Source organism: Klebsiella sp. 1SOBk10mer (genome assembly GCF_046602535.1).
In the GTDB taxonomy this organism is placed as follows: Bacteria; Pseudomonadota; Gammaproteobacteria; order Enterobacterales; family Enterobacteriaceae; genus Klebsiella; species Klebsiella quasipneumoniae.
The window spans coordinates 194,546-211,582 of the sequence record NZ_JBKIUP010000006.1; the positions used below are offsets into that span (position 1 = coordinate 194,546).

The 17,037-nt window shown below is 61.4% G+C and carries 17 protein-coding genes; 6 read left to right on the plus strand and 11 right to left on the minus strand.

All coding sequences use genetic code 11. The features are described from left to right. The 8 genes from ACLH1I_RS17195 to ACLH1I_RS17230 all read right to left on the minus strand — a co-directional run bounded on the left by ACLH1I_RS17195 (position 1) and on the right by ACLH1I_RS17230 (position 6,711). Positions 1 to 1,608: a purine-cytosine permease family protein gene (locus ACLH1I_RS17195; protein ID WP_004205264.1), complete on the minus strand. Its 1,608-nt coding sequence runs from the start codon at positions 1,606 to 1,608 to the stop codon at positions 1 to 3. A gap of 152 nt (positions 1,609 to 1,760) precedes the next feature. Further along, the gene (gene ureG, locus ACLH1I_RS17200; protein WP_002916877.1) at positions 1,761 to 2,378 is read right to left on the minus strand and encodes an urease accessory protein UreG; all 618 of its coding nucleotides are present in this window, start codon (positions 2,376 to 2,378) and stop codon (positions 1,761 to 1,763) included. 8 nt (positions 2,379 to 2,386) lie between these two features. Beyond that, entirely contained in the window at positions 2,387 to 3,061 is a 675-nt protein-coding gene (locus ACLH1I_RS17205; RefSeq protein WP_198079824.1) for an urease accessory protein UreF, read from the minus strand. Position 3,062: 1 nt separating this feature from the next. After that, positions 3,063 to 3,539 (minus strand): urease accessory protein UreE, encoded by a 477-nt coding sequence (gene ureE, locus ACLH1I_RS17210; RefSeq protein ID WP_017899736.1) that lies wholly within the window; start codon positions 3,537 to 3,539, stop codon positions 3,063 to 3,065. Between the two features lie 9 nt (positions 3,540 to 3,548). Beyond that, positions 3,549 to 5,252: an urease subunit alpha gene (gene ureC, locus ACLH1I_RS17215; protein ID WP_017899737.1), complete on the minus strand. Its 1,704-nt coding sequence runs from the start codon at positions 5,250 to 5,252 to the stop codon at positions 3,549 to 3,551. Further along, a complete protein-coding gene (locus ACLH1I_RS17220) occupies positions 5,245 to 5,565 on the minus strand; it encodes an urease subunit beta (RefSeq protein WP_004205259.1) in 321 nt (106 codons plus the stop codon). Before ACLH1I_RS17220 ends, ureC begins: the two co-directional genes overlap by 8 nt. Before the next feature lie 9 nt (positions 5,566 to 5,574). Continuing rightward, positions 5,575 to 5,877 carry an urease subunit gamma gene (locus tag ACLH1I_RS17225; protein ID WP_002916871.1) on the minus strand — a complete coding sequence of 101 codons (303 nt, stop codon included), beginning with the start codon at positions 5,875 to 5,877 and terminating at the stop codon, positions 5,575 to 5,577. A gap of 9 nt (positions 5,878 to 5,886) precedes the next feature. Then, on the minus strand, positions 5,887 to 6,711 hold the full coding sequence (locus ACLH1I_RS17230) for an urease accessory protein UreD (RefSeq protein WP_032456633.1): 825 nt from the start codon (positions 6,709 to 6,711) through the stop codon (positions 5,887 to 5,889). Here ACLH1I_RS17230 and ACLH1I_RS17235 point away from each other — a divergent pair. Next, entirely contained in the window at positions 6,701 to 6,847 is a 147-nt protein-coding gene (locus ACLH1I_RS17235; protein ID WP_032426100.1) for a hypothetical protein, read from the plus strand. The two genes, ACLH1I_RS17230 and ACLH1I_RS17235, sit on opposite strands and share 11 nt — an antisense overlap. 261 nt (positions 6,848 to 7,108) lie before the next feature. Here ACLH1I_RS17235 and plsY read toward each other — a convergent pair whose 3' ends face one another. Then, positions 7,109 to 7,726 (minus strand): glycerol-3-phosphate 1-O-acyltransferase PlsY, encoded by a 618-nt coding sequence (gene plsY / locus ACLH1I_RS17240; protein ID WP_004205257.1) that lies wholly within the window; start codon positions 7,724 to 7,726, stop codon positions 7,109 to 7,111. Positions 7,727 to 7,833: 107 nt separating this feature from the next. On the opposite strand from plsY, the gene folB reads away from it, so the two are divergent. Together folB and bacA are read left to right on the plus strand one after the other, a co-directional pair. Next, a complete protein-coding gene (gene folB / locus ACLH1I_RS17245; RefSeq protein ID WP_004150923.1) occupies positions 7,834 to 8,217 on the plus strand; it encodes a bifunctional dihydroneopterin aldolase/7,8-dihydroneopterin epimerase in 384 nt (127 codons plus the stop codon). Between the two features lie 198 nt (positions 8,218 to 8,415). After that, a complete protein-coding gene (bacA, locus tag ACLH1I_RS17250) occupies positions 8,416 to 9,237 on the plus strand; it encodes an undecaprenyl-diphosphate phosphatase (protein WP_004205255.1) in 822 nt (273 codons plus the stop codon). An 11-nt stretch (positions 9,238 to 9,248) separates the two neighbouring features. Here the strand turns inward: bacA and ACLH1I_RS17255 are convergent, their stop codons facing one another. Both ACLH1I_RS17255 and ACLH1I_RS17260 read right to left on the minus strand, forming a co-directional pair. Next, positions 9,249 to 10,490, minus strand: coding sequence for a multifunctional CCA addition/repair protein (locus ACLH1I_RS17255; RefSeq protein ID WP_017899740.1), 1,242 nt, complete (start codon positions 10,488 to 10,490; stop codon positions 9,249 to 9,251). A 61-nt stretch (positions 10,491 to 10,551) separates the two neighbouring features. Next, a complete protein-coding gene (locus ACLH1I_RS17260) occupies positions 10,552 to 11,172 on the minus strand; it encodes a TIGR04211 family SH3 domain-containing protein (protein WP_004205252.1) in 621 nt (206 codons plus the stop codon). Between the two features lie 214 nt (positions 11,173 to 11,386). Between ACLH1I_RS17260 and ACLH1I_RS17265 the strand changes: the two genes are divergently transcribed. From ACLH1I_RS17265 to hldE, 3 genes are read left to right on the plus strand one after another with little or no spacing between them, the layout of a single operon-like run. Further along, on the plus strand, positions 11,387 to 12,685 hold the full coding sequence (locus tag ACLH1I_RS17265) for an inorganic triphosphatase (protein ID WP_023319168.1): 1,299 nt from the start codon (positions 11,387 to 11,389) through the stop codon (positions 12,683 to 12,685). Between the two features lie 20 nt (positions 12,686 to 12,705). Beyond that, positions 12,706 to 15,543: a bifunctional [glutamate--ammonia ligase]-adenylyl-L-tyrosine phosphorylase/[glutamate--ammonia-ligase] adenylyltransferase gene (gene glnE, locus ACLH1I_RS17270; protein ID WP_198079823.1), complete on the plus strand. Its 2,838-nt coding sequence runs from the start codon at positions 12,706 to 12,708 to the stop codon at positions 15,541 to 15,543. A 58-nt stretch (positions 15,544 to 15,601) separates the two neighbouring features. After that, positions 15,602 to 17,035 carry a bifunctional D-glycero-beta-D-manno-heptose-7-phosphate kinase/D-glycero-beta-D-manno-heptose 1-phosphate adenylyltransferase HldE gene (gene hldE / locus ACLH1I_RS17275; RefSeq protein WP_017899743.1) on the plus strand — a complete coding sequence of 478 codons (1,434 nt, stop codon included), beginning with the start codon at positions 15,602 to 15,604 and terminating at the stop codon, positions 17,033 to 17,035. Positions 17,036 to 17,037 lie beyond the last annotated feature (2 nt).

A 17,037-nucleotide genomic window follows, 5' to 3' on the forward strand; every position in this document is an offset into this window, starting at 1 on the left:
CTACTCCATACTTTTACACAGTGAGCAGATGGCACCCTGATGCTTATGTGAATGCATCACGTCCGGGCGCTCGTACTCTTCCTCACAGCTAACGCATTGATACACGGTGGTCGAGGCGTTCCCCGCCGCGTCATAGCGCGGTTCGGCGATCCCGTCATCCACCTGCTTAATATAGTAGCGCCCGCGGGTGAGAATCCCCATCAGCGGGGTCATGACAAAGGCGACGACCAACGCGATCAGCGGCGAGAACGGCGCCAACGTCGTCCCCAGCAGGCCGAAGAAAGCGCAGATCGACAGCCCGGCGGCCAGGCCAAAGGAAACCACGCCCACCGGGTTAACGTTGTAGATCATGCCGCGACGATATTCCGGCTGCGCCGGGGCCAGCTTGAGCAAGCCTTTATTAAAGGTGATGTCGGTCGCCACCACCACGACCCAGGCGATAGCGAAGTTGGAGTAAAAGCCGAGGATCCACGACAGGGCGCTGAACATATCGCCTTCCATCAGCGCCAGGGCAATCGCCAGATTGACCACCACAAAAATAATCCGCCCCGGATAGCGTTTGGTGGTGCGGGTCCAGGCGCTGGTCCACGCCAACGAGCCGGAGTAGGCATTGGTGACGTTAATTTTGATCTGCGAGATCACCACCAGCACCACCGCCAGCGTCAGGGCCAGCCAGCCGGGCACCAGATTATCGAAGACGCTGACGAACTGCTGCACCGGTTCGGTATTGTGCACCGCCGGAAAACGGGTCAACAGATAGAAGCCGAGGAAGGCGCCGATGATCTGTTTGATCGCGCCTAACACCACCCAGCCCGGGCCTGCGGAAAAGACCGCCAGCCACCAGCTTTTACGGTTCTCCGCGGTTTTAGGCGGCATAAAGCGCAGGTAATCAATTTGCTCGCCAATTTGCATGATCAGCGACAGGCATACCCCGGCGCCGAGCATGATGGCGGTGATGTCCACCGTCGACGCGCTGTTTTTACCAGCGAAATGCAGGAAGCCGTCCACCAGCTGCGGATCTTTGACAATCAGCCACACCACCGGCACCACCATCAGCACCAGCCACAGTGGAGTGGTCCATACCTGCAGGCGGGTCAGGGCTTTCATGCCATAGACCACCAGCGGGAGCACCATCAGGGTGGCGATCAGATACCCCATCCACAGCGGTATCCCGAGGCCCACCAGCAGCCCCTGGGCCATGATCGAGCCTTCGAGGGCGAAGAAGATAAAGGTGAAGCCGGCAAAAATAATGCTGGTGATCACTGAGCCGAAATAGCCGAAGCCGGCGCTGCGGGTGATCAGGTCAAGGTCAATGTTGTAGCGCGCGGCGGTGATCGCCAGCGGAATGCCGGTGAGGAAGATCACCAGCGCCGCCACCAGGATCGAATAGATGGCGTTGCTGGTGCCCCAGGCCATACCGATGCTGGCGCCGATGGAAAAGTCCGCCAGATAGGCGATGCCGCCCAGCGCCGTGACCGCGACGACGCCCGGTCCCCAGCGGCGGAAGCTCAGCGGGGCGTAACGTAAGGTGTAATCTTCTAAGGTTTCCCGGGAGCCGGAAGTCCGCGCTGTCGCGGGTAATTCAGGGTTGAGATCCAGTGATGACATAGTCATTCCTTAATGGTTAGGCATGACTTGAATTAGCAAACCTTATGCCATATTGCAGGGCAGGCGTGGCGGGGAGGGGAGCGCAGGGTGATAGAAGAGAGAGCAGGGGTTGCACCATCCGGACGCGTCTGCGCCCGGCTGGTGCAACAGGCCTATTTGCCGAGCATGCCTTTGTCTTCGAGGAAGGCGATAATGGTGCTCAGGCCGTCTCCCTGCTTCAGATTGGTGAAGGTCCACGGGCGATCGCCGCGCATACGCTGGGTATCGCTGGCCATCACCTCCAGCGAAGCGCCGACATAGGGGGCAAGGTCGGTTTTATTGATCACCAGAAAATCGGATTTGGTGATCCCCGGCCCGCCTTTGCGCGGGATCTTCTCCCCTTCGGCCACGTCAATGACGTAGATGGTCAGATCCGCCAGCTCCGGGCTGAAGGTGGCGCTCAGGTTATCGCCGCCGCTTTCCACGAAGATAAGGTCGAGGTTACCGAACTTTTCACTCAGCGCTTCCACGGCGGCGAGGTTCATCGAGGCATCTTCGCGGATCGCTGTGTGCGGGCAGCCGCCGGTTTCTACACCGACAATGCGTTCAGGGGCCAGCGCGCCCGCTTCGGTGAGGATGCGCTGATCTTCTTTGGTATAGATGTCGTTAGTGACCACCGCCAGCTGCCAGGTATCGCGCATCGCTTTGCACAGCGCTTCCAGCAGGGCGGTTTTACCAGAGCCGACCGGGCCGCCGACGCCGACGCGCAGCGGGTGTTTATAAGAATTCATGGCTTCTCCTAGGAACGGAATAATCGGGAGTATTGGGTTTCATGCCGGGCAGAGGCGATGGCGGCGAGCGGCGTGGCCGATCCGATATCGCCGTCCGGCGCGGCCAGTGCGCGGGGCATCGCCGCCGCGTAGTGGTCGCAAAGACGTAAAATGAGCTGCTGGGCGGCCTGCTGGCCGAAGGGCACCAGCTTGACGCCGGCCATTACGGCGCTCTCAATCCAGCTGTAGCCCAGGCTTAAGGCCATCTCGGGCAGCGCGATGCGCCAGCGCACGCCGAGCCAGGCCATCCCGGCGAGCTGGCTTTGCTGGCACAGCGTGCGCCACGGCGGCGGGCAGTCCGGCTGCCAGTCGCTCAGCAGGCGGGCAAACGCCGCGCCGCGGTTGCGCTCTTCCTCCCGCAGTTCACGGGTCTCCCGGCAGGCCAGCAGATAAGCCGTCCAGCGCCGGGCCGCGGCGATATCGCCTTGTTCGCAGGCGCGGTACAGGCGGGCGAACAGCGGCAGGTCAACGGTAAAAAAGCCTTCCGTCATCTGCCGTCGCTGCCAGCGCTCGAAGGCCGCGACGTCCGGCACCCAGCAGGCTTCCACAGCCCACTCCAGCCCCTGGGACCAGCTGTAACCTCCTACCGGCAGGTTGCTGCTGGCCAGCTGCATCAGCCGCAGGCGTTGTTCCGCTGTCGACATGCTAGTGGCTGTGAGCGTGGTGGTCATGATGAGCATGATGATGACCGTGGCTTTCGCTGGCGTAAGCGCCGGCTTCCGGCTCGAACGGCAGCTGGCCAAAGGTCACCGTCAGGCCGAACTGGCGCAGCATATCGTCCAGCACGTGATCGTGATGGTAGCGCAGCTCGCCCGGCATAATCTGCAGCGGTACGTGACGGTTGCCGAGGTGATAGCAGGCCTTCGCCAGCATAAACGGGTCGTCGCAGCGCACCACCGACACCCCTTCATCAGCGGCAATCACCTGCACAAATTCGGTGCCGTCTTCGTTACTCAGCACATCGCCGCCGCGCAGCAGCAGGCCGCGGGGCAGCAGCAGACCGGCTTCCCGGCCATCGTTGAGGGTAACTTTTACCCGGCTTTTGACGCGAACATCAATCGGCAGCGTAACGCTGGCGGTCGCGGCGGCGGGGGTCTCCAGACGTTGAGTTAAATAAAGCATCCGCACTCCTTAAAACAGAAAATAACGTTGCGCCATCGGCAGAACCTCTGCCGGCTCGCTGGTGATGAGTTCGCCATCCACTCGCACCTCATAGGTCTGCGCGTCGACGGTGATGTTAGGCTGCAGGCTGTTGTGCACCATGTCGGCTTTCTGCACCGTGCGGCAGCCTTTCACCACGGCAATCGCGCTGCGCAGGTTCAGCCGCTCGGCTACGCCATGGTCCGCCGCTGCCTGCGACAGGAAGGTGAGGCGGCAGTGATGGCGGGCGCTGCCCAGCGCGCCAAACATCGGACGGTAGTGTACCGGCTGCGGGGTCGGAATAGAGGCATTGATATCGCCCATCGGCGCGATGGCGATCATGCCGCCCTTGATCACGGTGGCCGGTTTCACGCCGAAGAAGGCAGGCGACCAGACCACCAGGTCCGCCAGCTTACCCACCTCAATGGAGCCGACTTCGTGCGCGATGCCGTGGGTCAGCGCCGGGTTGATGGTGTATTTGGCGATGTAGCGCTTCACGCGGAAGTTGTCGTTATCCCCGGTCTCCTCCGCCAGCGCGCCGCGCTGCACCTTCATGCGGTGCGCCACCTGCCAGGTGCGGAGAACCACTTCTCCGACGCGGCCCATGGCCTGCGAATCGGAGGAGGTGAGCGAGAAGGCGCCAAGGTCGTGCAGCACGTCTTCTGCGGCGATGGTTTCCCGGCGAATGCGCGACTCGGCAAAGGCCACGTCCTCGGCGATGTCCGGGTCCAGATGGTGGCAGACCATCAGCATATCGAGATGTTCGTCGATGGTGTTGAGGGTGTAGGGCAGCGTTGGGTTGGTGGAGGACGGCAAAATGTTCGGGTGGGCGCAGGCGGTGATGATGTCCGGCGCATGGCCGCCGCCGGCCCCTTCGGTATGAAAGGTGTGAATGGTGCGCCCGCCGATGGCGGCAAGGGTATCTTCCACAAAACCGGACTCATTGAGGGTGTCGCTGTGCAGGGCGACCTGAATATCCATCTCATCGGCGACGGTTAATGCGCAGTCGATCGCCGCCGGGGTGGCGCCCCAGTCCTCATGGATCTTCAGGCCAATAACGCCCGCCGCCACCTGCTCGCGTAGAGCGTCCGGCTGAGAAACGTTGCCCTTGCCCAACAGGCCGATATTAACCGGCAGGCTGTCGGCCGCCTGCAGCATGCGTGAGATATACCATGGCCCCGGGGTGCAGGTGGTGGCATGGGTACCCGCCGCCGGGCCAGTACCGCCGCCGACCATGGTGGTCACGCCGGAGACCAGCGCCTCTTCCGCCTGCTGCGGACAGATCCAGTGAATATGGGTATCGATCCCGCCGGCGGTGACGATTTTTCCTTCGGCGGCAATCACTTCCGTCGCGGCGCCGATGGGGATGGTGACGTTGGGCTGGATGTCGGGGTTGCCGGCTTTGCCGATGGCGAAGATCCGGCCGTCCTTCACGCCGATATCGGCCTTAACGATGCCCCAGTGATCGACGATCAGCGCGTTGGTGAGCACCAGGTCAACACAGTCGGCGGCCAGCATCTGTCCCTGGCCCATCCCGTCGCGGATCACTTTGCCGCCGCCGAATTTGACCTCTTCCCCGTAGGTGGTCAAATCGTCCTCCACCTCGATCCACAGCTCGGTATCGGCCAGGCGCACCTTATCGCCGACGGTGGGGCCGAACATGTCGGCATAGGCCTGGCGTGAAATATTACTCATCGTTTGCCTCCAGTGGGCCCATGACTTCGCTGCGGAAGCCGAAGACGGCGCGGTGACCGGCGAAGGCCACCAGCTCAACCTCGCGTTTCTGGCCAGGTTCAAAGCGTACCGCCGTGCCGGCCGGGATATTCAGGCGATAGCCGGTGGCCTGCTGACGGTCGAACTTCAGCGCCGGGTTGACCTCGGCGAAATGGTAGTGCGAACCGACCTGAATCGGCCGATCGCCGTGGTTTTCAACGACCACGCGACAGGTCGCCCGGCCGGTGTTGAGGGCTATCTGGCCGGGCTTAACGTGATATTCACCAGGGATCATGGCGCTGCCTCAGATAATCGGGTTGTGAACGGTGACCAGCTTCGAGCCGTCCGGGAAGGTGGCTTCGACCTGGATATCCGGGATCATTTCCGGGACGCCTTCCATCACCTGCTCGCGGGTCAGGACGTGACGACCTTCCTCCATTAGCGAGGCCACGCTTTTGCCGTCGCGGGCGCCTTCCATAATAAAGGCGCTGATCAGGGCCACGGATTCCGGATAGTTGAGCTTCAGGCCGCGGGCCAGGCGGCGTTCCGCCACCAGCGCGGCGGTAAACAGCAACAGCTTGTCTTTTTCTCGGGGGGTCAGTTCCATAACGTTCTCTTAAGTCAGCCAGATTCGGGGGAGTACGGGGGACTTGCCGGTGAGATGAGGACGCAGAAACTGCCAGACGTCGCGCATCACCTGCTGGCAAATCAGATTATCGTCACTGAGGAAGCGCACCGTCAGTAGGTGGTCGGTCAGGCTGGCGCCGGCGTAGAGGCCGAGCGGCGCCAGCGCGTCGCGCACCCCGTCGAGCAGGGCATCGGTTGCCGGATAGCACAGCAGCGTGCCGACCCAGGGACGTCCAGCGATGCTGGAGAGCTCTCCCTCCTGCAGGTGCAGGCGCTCGACCAGCAGCGGCTCATTGTCCACCCATACCTCCAGCCGGTTGCTGAGGGTGCCGTGGCTGAAGGTTTCGCCGATCACCGGGCGGCCAAGGCAGAGCAGATCCCAGGCCAGCAGGGTGCTGGAGGCACACAGGTGAAAGGTGGTGGACAGCCGGGCGTTCGCCCCGGGAAAGAAGATGGCATCCTGCGGGAGCCACTCCAGGGTCGCCTGCGGGGCGAGGGTCAACTGCTGGCGCAAAAGCGCTTGCGCGCCGCTGCTGCGGTAAAACTTGCTGGCGCCAGGCATGGTGATCAGGGTATGGCAGCCGGGATCAAGGTGGGCGCTAATCGTCAGTTCATCACCGCCGACGATGCCGCCGGGGGGGTGAAGCAGATAGAGGTGACAGGTCTCTTCTTCCGGGTAAAACGGGCGCTGGACGGTCAGCGGGCCGACGTGTTGGGCGCTGGCGAGAACGGTCTTGCCGCCGGCCTGCTGAAAGCGCAGATCCAGCGTGGCCTGCCAGCCTTTTTTGAGTGGTGGTAACACGGTGCCGTGCAATGTTGCGCCCCTGCAAAATCAAGATAAAACAGCAGCAATGAGTATTGATCGGCGGGAGATTATCCCGGTCATACGAAACGCTTATGTCATCTGTTACCCGCAGCGTCGCATTGGGCGCGAGGGGAAAGCGGCATAACCGCTCCGGATTATTCACCCGGATAATCATTGCCGTCAATATCCTGATCCGCTGCCTAGCCGCTGCGGAAAAGGCGCCAGCGGGGGGGACGCCGCGCCGCTGGTCGCTGGCGTGATTTTTGCTGTGGGTCACCGCTAACGCATTGTTACAAAAGAGGGATGTGGTGAAGATCGCCAATCATGACGACGTAAGGCGAAAAGGCGGGTGAGACAGGTAAATAGAAGCGGGGATCCCTCCGGCTGGCGGGGCCGGGAGGGGAGATTACTTCTCTTCTGGCGTTTTTTTCTTCTTCACACGCGTCCAGATTTTGCTCTCCTGGCGGCGCCACAGACGCTGAATGTTGTCGTGATGGCGCAGGAGGATCAGGCAGGAGAGCATCGACACCGGGAAGGTGTACTGCGGTTTAAACCACCAGACGTAGAACGGAGCGATCAGCGCGCTGACGATAGCGCCAAGGGAAGAGTAACCGCTGAGCAGGATGGTCAGCAGCCAGGTCCCGGCCATCACGCCGGTCAGGTCGAGGCCGATGGGGGCGATAGCGCCGAAGGCCGTGGCGACGCCTTTACCGCCGCGGAAATGAAAGAAAACCGGCCAGATATGGCCCACGCAGGCGGCAATCGCCACTAAACCCAGCCAGAACGGCGTCAGGCCCAGCGCCCAGGCGCCCCATACCGGCAGCATGCCCTTCAGCACATCAAAAATAAGTACCGCTACGGCCGCCCCTTTTCCGCCAATTCGTAGTACGTTAGTGGCCCCGGGGTTGCCTGAGCCGCTGTCGCGTGGGTCGGGCAGGCCAGCAAGGCGACATACCAGAATGGCGCTGGAAATGGAGCCGCAGAGGTAGGCGAGGAGTACCAGTCCAGGCGCGATTGCACTCATAACGCTGTTCCGTTTTGAAAATGTCGTTGTATTCTCTGCATCTGTGGATAATACGCATAATTCGCCGGAAGTGGTATCCGGTTTAGCTAAAAAGCAGGCAGGGCGTGATGGATATTGTATTTATAGAGCAACTTTCGGTAATCACCACCATTGGTGTTTATGACTGGGAACAAACCATTGAGCAGAAGCTGGTGTTCGATATCGAAATTGCATGGGATAACCGCAAGGCGGCCGCCAGCGATGATGTCAGCGATTGCCTCAGCTATGCTGATATCAGCGAGCGCGTCATCGCGCATGTTGAGGGGGGAAAATTCGCGTTAGTGGAGCGGGTGGCGGAAGAGGTGGCCGACCTGCTGCTGGAGACATTCCAGTCGCCATGGGTGCGCATTAAAGTCAGCAAACCTGGCGCCGTGGCTCGCGCGGCAAACGTCGGGGTGATTATTGAACGTGGCCTTAATCTGAAACAAAACTTTTCAGGTCATACTTGTTAAACAAATTGCGTTTATACCGGTCATAGCATCCGGTCATCAGGCAATTTTACTGGCGATCTTCTACCAGAACGGCAGGCGAATCCTTGTGTACGCCGTGTATGCTGCGGATTGTGCGCCCTCTGGCAGTCGGGTTGTGCCTGTTGAACGATACCGTGTTCCTGGTTTTTTTCATTTTACTTTTTTAAAGGGTTTAATTGGATGAGCGATATACACTCGCTGCTGGTGGCGGCAATATTGGGTGTGGTTGAGGGGTTGACAGAGTTTTTACCTGTTTCCAGTACCGGTCATATGATTATTGTTGGTCACCTGCTGGGGTTTGAAGGTGATACGGCAAATACCTTTGAAGTGGTTATTCAGCTAGGCTCGATACTCGCCGTGGTGGTCATGTTCTGGCGTCGCCTGTTCGGCCTGATCGGCATCCATTTCGGCAGGCCGCCGGAGCACGAAGGTAAAGGCAGCGGTCGCTTGTCGCTTATCCATATCCTTCTCGGCATGATCCCCGCGGTGGTGATGGGGCTTATTTTCCACGACACCATTAAATCTTTGTTTAACCCGGTAAACGTGATGTACGCCCTGATTGTCGGCGGTGTGCTGTTAATTGCGGCGGAAGTGCTGAAGCCGAAACAGCCGCGCGCGGTCGGGATTGACGATATGACCTATCGTCAGGCGTTCGTTATCGGCTGCTTCCAGTGCCTGGCGCTGTGGCCGGGCTTCTCCCGCTCAGGGGCGACCATCTCCGGCGGCATGCTGATGGGCGTCAGCCGCTACGCGGCGTCGGAATTCTCATTCCTGCTGGCGGTACCGATGATGATGGGCGCCACGGTGCTGGACGTCTACAAGAGCATCGGCTTCCTCAACATGGGCGATGTCCCGATGTTTGCCGTCGGCTTCGTGATGGCGTTTATCGTGGCGCTGATTGCGATTAAAACCTTCCTGCAGCTGATCAAACGGATCTCGTTCATTCCGTTCGCTATCTACCGCTTTATCGTCGCGGCAGCGGTTTACGTGGTCTTCTTCTAAGGCCTGCGCCCTCAGCCTTGCGGCTGGGGGCAACGCTGTTCCTTCCACTGCGCCACCGCCGCAATTCTCCGCCGCGTCAGCTCCTCGCGAATTTCCGCCCCTTTAAACCCCGCCGCCACCACCTCTTTGGTGGAGACCGACCGCGCCACTTCCCAGGCCTCTAATAGCAGGCGCCCCTGCGGATAATCGCTAGCCTCGAAACCGGTGCGCCCGCGAACGTCGGCTTCACTGGTGAGGGCGATCTGCTGCACGCGCTGCGGTTTACGCCAGGCGTCAATGCTGTCGAAGAGTTTGACGAGGGTTTTCGGCTGCAGGATCGGTAGGGTGTGGATCAGATCATGATACTCCGCCACCAGTTTCGCGAGATCGCGGATATCGTTCGGCACCCGCAGACGCGCGCAGAGCTGTTCCACCAGCTTGACTCCCGCCGGGCCATGGCCGTGGTGACGCGGCCAGAGCGCTTTCGGCGTCAGCCCTTTGCCGAGGTCATGGCATAGGGTGGCGAAGCGCACATCGACGTCCGGCGACAGCATCGCGGCCATCGTGACGGTCATCAGGGTGTGCAGGCCGGTGTCGATTTCCGGGTGCCATTTGGCTGGGGCCGGCACACCGTACAGGGCGTCAATCTCCGGGAACAGCACCTTGAGGGCCTGGCAGTCGCGCAGCGTCTGAAAAAAGACCTGCGGGTTGCGGGTGGTCAACGCGCTTTCCGTCTCTTTCCACACCCGCTCCGGCGTTAAATGGGCCAGTTCGCCGGCCTCAACCATGGCGGCCATCAGGGTCTGGGTCTCTTCGGCAATGCGAAAACCGAGATGGGCATAGCGGGCGGCAAAGCGCGCCACGCGCAGCACGCGCAGCGGATCTTCGCTAAAGGCGGGGGAGACATGGCGCAGCAGACGCTGGCGGAGATCGTTTTGTCCGCCGTAGGGGTCGATAATTGCGCCGTCGGCGTCCTGGGCGAGGGCGTTGACCGTCAGGTCACGGCGCAGCAGATCCGCTTCGAGGGTGACGTCCGGGGCGGCATAGCAGGTAAAACCGGTATAGCCTGCGCCGGATTTGCGCTCGGTGCGGGCCAGGGCATACTCTTCCCGGCTTTGCGGATGAAGGAACACGGGAAAGTCACGGCCTACCTGCTGATAGCCCGCGTCAAGCATCTGTTGCGGGGTGGCGCCCACCACCACCCAGTCTCGGTCTTTGACCGGCAGTCCTAACAGCGCGTCGCGCACCGCACCGCCGACCAGATAACTCTTCACGCCTGATTCTCCCGTATCTGTTTTTTGCAAGATGATACGTAAGTCTGGCAGAGAAGACGAATTAGTTCATCCACCGGTCTTTACGTTTGCGGCTTGGCACCAGATGCGGCAGCACCAGACCCAGCAGCAGACCGACGCCCAACACGCCGCCGCCGTACATAAACCACTGCATGATAATGGTGCGCTGTTTGTCATCAAGCTGCAGATTCGCCGCATTCACCTTCTTCTGCGCGACAACCAGCTCATTTTTCAACTTTTGGTTCTCGTCTTTCAGCGCGTTGATCACGCTGTCGCTGCCGGCGACTTTCTTCTGCATATCCGCCGTGCGCTGGTTCCAGGTGGCGTCGATATTATTCAGCTTATCGGTCAGCGTTTTGACCTGGTTTTCCAGATCCGGGACGCGGGTGCGCAGGCTGGGCTCGTTGCTCAGCTCTTTCAGCGGGATCCAGGCAGTACGCCCATTGGCGTCGCGGATCTGCGCGTAACTGGTGCTGTCGTTGGTTTGCAGCACCGCCACTTCTTCCCCGGCGTTGATGGTGCCGACCAGACGATAATTATCGCCCGGGCCGCTGCGAACCCAGGTGTTCAGCTCATCGGAAACGTAGCGCTTTTCTTCTGCGTGAACCGCCGTGGCGGCGCTAAGCGCGAGCAAAGTAAAAGTAATCAGGCGTAATTTTGGCATCAGGTCATCGTTTGGTCATAAAAAGTGGAACGATAGTAGAGGCATCGCCAGAGCGACGCAAAGTTTTCCGCCACAATCGGAATCATCCAGGAGGTGGCCCGGCAAAAAGCGCGTTGCATGGCGATTCGCCGCAAAATACTATCTACTGACAAAAAATATCGTCGTAAGTTCGCCGCAATTTGTCGGCGCAGCACAGAAGCGGAAGAATTCAGTCATGGCTCAAGAAATCGAACTTAAGTTTATCGTCGCTCAGGATGGGGTAGAGACGCTGCGCGAGCAGCTCAATGCGCTCGAGGCGAAACATACGCCCGCGGGCCAGTTGCTGAACATTTATTACGAAACCGCCGATAATTGGCTGCGTCGTCACGACATGGGGCTGCGCATCCGCGGCGATCAGGGCCGTTATGAAATGACGCTGAAAATCGCCGGTCGGGTGGTGGGCGGCCTGCACCAGCGCCCGGAATACAATATTCCCCTGGATAAACCGGAGCTGGCGCTTGAGCGCCTGCCGGCGGAGGTCTGGCCGCAAGGGGAACTTCCGACCGCGCTGGCGGAGCATGTCCAGCCGCTGTTCAGCACCGATTTTGCCCGTGAACGCTGGGTGATCCAGGAAGGAAAGAGTGAGATTGAGATTGCCCTCGATCGCGGCGAAGTGAAGGCGGGCGAGCATCAGGAGCCGATCTGCGAGCTGGAGCTGGAGTTGCTCGCCGGGGAGACCGCCGATCTGCTGCGCTTCGCGCATCGTTTGCTGGAGAGCGGCGTCCTGCGTCAGGGGAGCCTGAGCAAAGCCGCGCGCGGGTATCATCTGGCGCAAGGCAACAATGAGCGCCCGGTGGCCCGGCTGGCGGTGCTGCCGGTGGCGGCGAAGGCCAGCGTGGAGCAGGGGCTGGAGGCGGCGCTGGAGAGCGCCCTGGCGCACTGGCTGTATCACGATGAGGTCTGGCTGCGCGGCAACGCGAAAGCTAAAGCGGAAATCCTGCTGGCGTTGGCCCGCGTGCGCCATGCCCTCGTGCTGTTCGGCGGCATCGTGCCGCGGAAGGCGACCACCCACCTCCGCGCCTTGCTGAACGACGCCGAAGCCGCGCTGCTGGCCGCGGACACCGCCGAGGAGGCGTTATTCCGCACCGAGGTCGTCGCCGCCAAACTGGCGCTGACCGAATGGCTGGTCCAGCGCGGCTGGCGTCCGTTCCTCAACGAGGCGGGAGAGAAAAAAATAGCCGGATCGTTCAAACGGTTTGCCGATATTAACCTCTCGCGGGTGGCGGCCGAGCTGCGCAGCGCCGTGCAGCATCTGGCGGTTGAAGATGCCGCCGACCAGTTGCCGAAGCTGTCCCGCGATATCGACAGCGTCCAGCTGCTGGCGGGCGCCTATGGCGACGCCGTCGCGCCGTGGCTGGAGAACTGGCAGGAGCTTCAGCGTGCGATAGAGCATGATGACCGCAGCGTCTTTGAATATTTCCGTCGCCAGGCGCTGGCTGCCGAGCCGTTCTGGCTGCATAGTGGAAAACGATAATTACAGGCCAGGGAGCCCCTATGATGCCGCTTTCTTCGCAGTTACAGCAGCACTGGCAGACGGTCGCTGACCGCCTGCCAGCGGATTTTCCCGTCGCCGAACTGAGCCCGCAGGCCCGGTCGGTGATGGCGTTCAGTGATTTTGTCGAACAGAGTGTGATCGCCCAGCCAGGCTGGCTGAACGAGCTTGCGGACTCCTCGCCGGAGGCGGAAGAGTGGCGGCATTACGAGACCTGGCTGCAGGATCGCCTGCAAGCGGTGGCTGACGAAGCGGGGTTGATGCGAGAGCTGCGTCTTTTCCGCCGCCAGATGATGGTCCGCATTGCCTGGGCGCAGGCGCTGTCGCTGGTAAGCGAAGAAGAGACGCTGCAGCAGCTGAGCGTCCTGGCAGAGACCCTGATTGTCGCCGCTCGCGACTGGCTGTATGCCGCCTGCTGTAAGGAGTGGGGAACGCCCTGCAACGCTGAGGGTCAGCCGCAGCCGCTGCTGATCCTCGGGATGGGAAAGCTGGGCGGCGGCGAGCTGAACTTCTCTTCCGATATCGATCTGATTTTTGCCTGGCCTGAGCATGGCGCCACCCGCGGCGGCCGCCGCGAGCTGGATAACGCCCAGTTCTTTACCCGCCTGGGGCAGCGGCTGATCAAGGCGCTCGACCAGCCGACGCAGGACGGCTTTGTCTATCGGGTGGACATGCGCCTGCGACCGTTTGGCGACAGCGGGCCGCTGGTGCTCAGCTTTGCGGCACTGGAGGATTATTACCAGGAGCAGGGCCGGGACTGGGAACGCTACGCGATGGTGAAAGCGCGGATCATGGGCGATAACGACGACGCCTACGCCAGCGAGCTGCGCGCGATGCTTCGCCCCTTCGTCTTCCGCCGCTATATCGACTTCAGCGTGATCCAGTCGCTGCGTAACATGAAAGGGATGATCGCTCGCGAAGTGCGGCGTCGCGGGCTGAAAGACAACATCAAGCTCGGTGCCGGCGGGATCCGTGAAATTGAGTTTATCGTGCAGGTCTTTCAGCTGATCCGCGGCGGTCGCGAACCTGCGCTGCAGCAGCGGGCGCTGCTGCCGACGCTGGCGGCGATTGATGAGCTGCATCTGCTGCCGGAAGGCGACGCGGCGCTGCTGCGCGCGGCCTATCTGTTCCTGCGCCGGCTGGAAAATCTGCTGCAGAGCATCAACGATGAGCAGACCCAGACTCTGCCGCAGGATGAACTGAACCGCGCCAGGCTGGCGTGGGGGATGCATACTGACGACTGGGAGACGCTGAGTGCGCAGCTGGCGAGCCATATGGCCAGCGTGCGGCGGGTGTTTAATGAGCTGATCGGCGATGATGAGGCTCAGTCGCCGGATGAGCAGCTCGCCGAGTACTGGCGCGAGCTGTGGCAGGATGCGCTGGAAGAAGATGACGCCAGCCCGGCGCTGGCGCATTTAAACGACGCCGACCGCCGCAGCGTGCTGGCGCTGATTGCCGATTTCCGTAAAGAGCTGGATCGGCGCACCATCGGCCCGCGCGGCCGCCAGGTGCTGGATCAACTGATGCCGCATCTGCTGAGCGAAATCTGCTCGCGCGCCGATGCGCCGCTGCCTCTGGCTCGGATCACGCCGCTGTTGACCGGGATCGTCACTCGCACCACCTATCTTGAACTGCTGAGCGAATTCCCCGGCGCGCTGAAGCACCTGATTACGCTCTGTGCCGCGTCGCCGATGGTCGCCAGCCAGCTGGCGCGCCACCCCCTGCTGCTTGATGAGCTGCTGGATCCCAACACCCTCTATCAGCCGACGGCGACCGATGCCTATCGCGATGAGCTGCGTCAGTATCTGCTGCGGGTGCCGGAAGAGGATGAAGAGCAGCAGCTGGAGGCATTGCGCCAGTTCAAGCAGGCGCAGCAGCTGCATATCGCCGCGGCGGATATCGCTGGCACGCTACCGGTGATGAAGGTTAGCGATCACTTAACCTGGCTTGCCGAAGCCATCCTCGACGCGGTGGTGCAGCAGGCATGGGGACAGATGGTGGCCCGCTACGGCCAGCCGACCCATCTGCACGATCGCCAGGGGCGCGGCTTCGCCGTCGTCGGCTACGGCAAGCTCGGCGGCTGGGAGCTGGGCTACAGTTCCGATCTCGACCTGGTGTTCCTCCATGACTGCCCGCCGGAGGTGATGACCGACGGCGAGCGGGAGATCGACGGCCGTCAGTTCTACCTGCGGCTGGCTCAGCGGATCATGCATCTGTTCAGCACCCGCACTTCGTCCGGTATTCTCTACGAAGTTGACGCCCGGCTGCGCCCTTCCGGCGCGGCGGGGATGCTGGTCACCACCGCCGACGCGTTTGCCGACTATCAGCAGAACGAAGCCTGGACATGGGAGCATCAGGCGCTGGTGCGCGCTCGCGTGGTCTATGGCGACCCGGCGCTGCAGGCGCGATTTGACGCCATTCGGCGCGATATTCTGACCACCGTGCGGGATGGCGCGACCCTGCAGACCGAGGTTCGCGAGATGCGCGAGAAGATGCGCGCCCACCTTGGCAACAAACATACCGATCGTTTTGATATCAAAGCCGATGCCGGTGGGATCACGGATATTGAATTTATTACCCAGTATCTGGTCCTACGCTATGCCAGCGACAAGCCAAAGCTGACCCGCTGGTCTGATAACGTGCGTATTCTCGAGCTGCTGGCGCAGAACGACATCATGGACGAGGAGGAAGCGCGAGCTTTAACGCACGCGTACACCACCTTGCGTGATGCGCTCCATCACCTGGCCCTGCAGGAGCTGCCGGGACACGTGGCGCCGGAGGCATTCAGCCGGGAGCGTGAGCAGGTCAGCGCCAGCTGGCAGAAGTGGCTGATGGCTTAACTATAAAATCGGGTGTGCTATTATCGCGCGCAAAGTTTGCGTCTCGCAGGAGAGAGTCATGAAAGTAACGCTGCCGGAGTTTGAACGTGCAGGAGTGTTGGTGGTGGGTGATGTGATGCTGGACCGCTACTGGTACGGCCCCACCAGTCGTATTTCCCCGGAAGCCCCGGTGCCGGTGGTGAAGGTGGAAAATATCGAAGAACGTCCTGGCGGCGCGGCAAACGTAGCGATGAACATCGCCTCCCTGGGGGCGACGTCGCGCCTGGTGGGATTGACCGGGATTGATGACGCCGCTCGCGCGCTGAGCCAGGCGCTGGCCAACGTCAATGTGAAGTGCGACTTCGTCTCCGTCCCGACTCACCCGACCATCACCAAGCTGCGGGTGCTGTCGCGCAACCAGCAGCTGATCCGCCTCGACTTTGAAGAGGGCTTCTCCGGCGTTGATCCGCAGCCGATGCACGAGCGCATTCAGCAGGCGCTGGGCGCCATTGGCGCGCTGGTTCTCTCGGATTACGCCAAAGGGGCGCTGACCAGCGTCCAGACGATGATCAAGCTCGCCCGTGAAGCAGGCGTGCCGGTGCTGATCGATCCGAAAGGTACCGATTTCGAACGCTATCGCGGCGCAACGCTGCTCACCCCGAACCTCTCTGAGTTTGAAGCGGTGGTGGGCAAGTGCCAGGATGAAGCGGAGATCGTTGAGCGCGGCATGAAGCTTATCGCCGAATTCGAACTGTCAGCGCTGCTGGTGACGCGCTCAGAGCAGGGGATGACGCTGCTGCAGCCGGGGCGTCCGCCGCTGCATATGCCGACCCAGGCTCAGGAAGTGTACGATGTCACCGGCGCCGGCGACACGGTGATTGGCGTGCTGGCGGCGACCCTCGCCTCCGGCAACACCCTGGAAGAGGCCTGCTATTTCGCCAACGCCGCGGCGGGCGTGGTGGTCGGTAAGCTGGGAACCTCCACCGTTTCTCCTGTCGAACTGGAAAATGCGGTTCGCGGCCGGGCTGAGACCGGCTTCGGCGTGATGAGCGAAGCGGAACTCAAACAGGCGGTAGCGGCCGCGCGTAAGCGCGGCGAGAAAGTGGTGATGACCAACGGCGTCTTCGACATTCTGCATGCCGGTCATGTTTCCTATCTGGCGAATGCGCGCAAGCTGGGCGACCGTCTGATCGTGGCGGTCAACAGCGATGCCTCCACCAAACGTCTGAAAGGCGAAACCCGCCCGGTGAACCCGCTGGAACAGCGGATGATCGTGCTGGGGGCGCTGGAGGCGGTCGACTGGGTGGTCTCCTTCGAAGAAGATACACCGCAGCGCCTGATTGCCGGGATCCTGCCGGATCTGCTGGTGAAAGGCGGCGACTACAAACCGGAGCAGATCGCCGGCAGTGAAGAGGTCTGGGCGAACGGTGGCGAAGTGCTGGTGCTCAACTTTGAAGATGGTTGCTCAACCACCAACATTATTAAGAAAATACAAAAAGATAGCGAAAAATAACC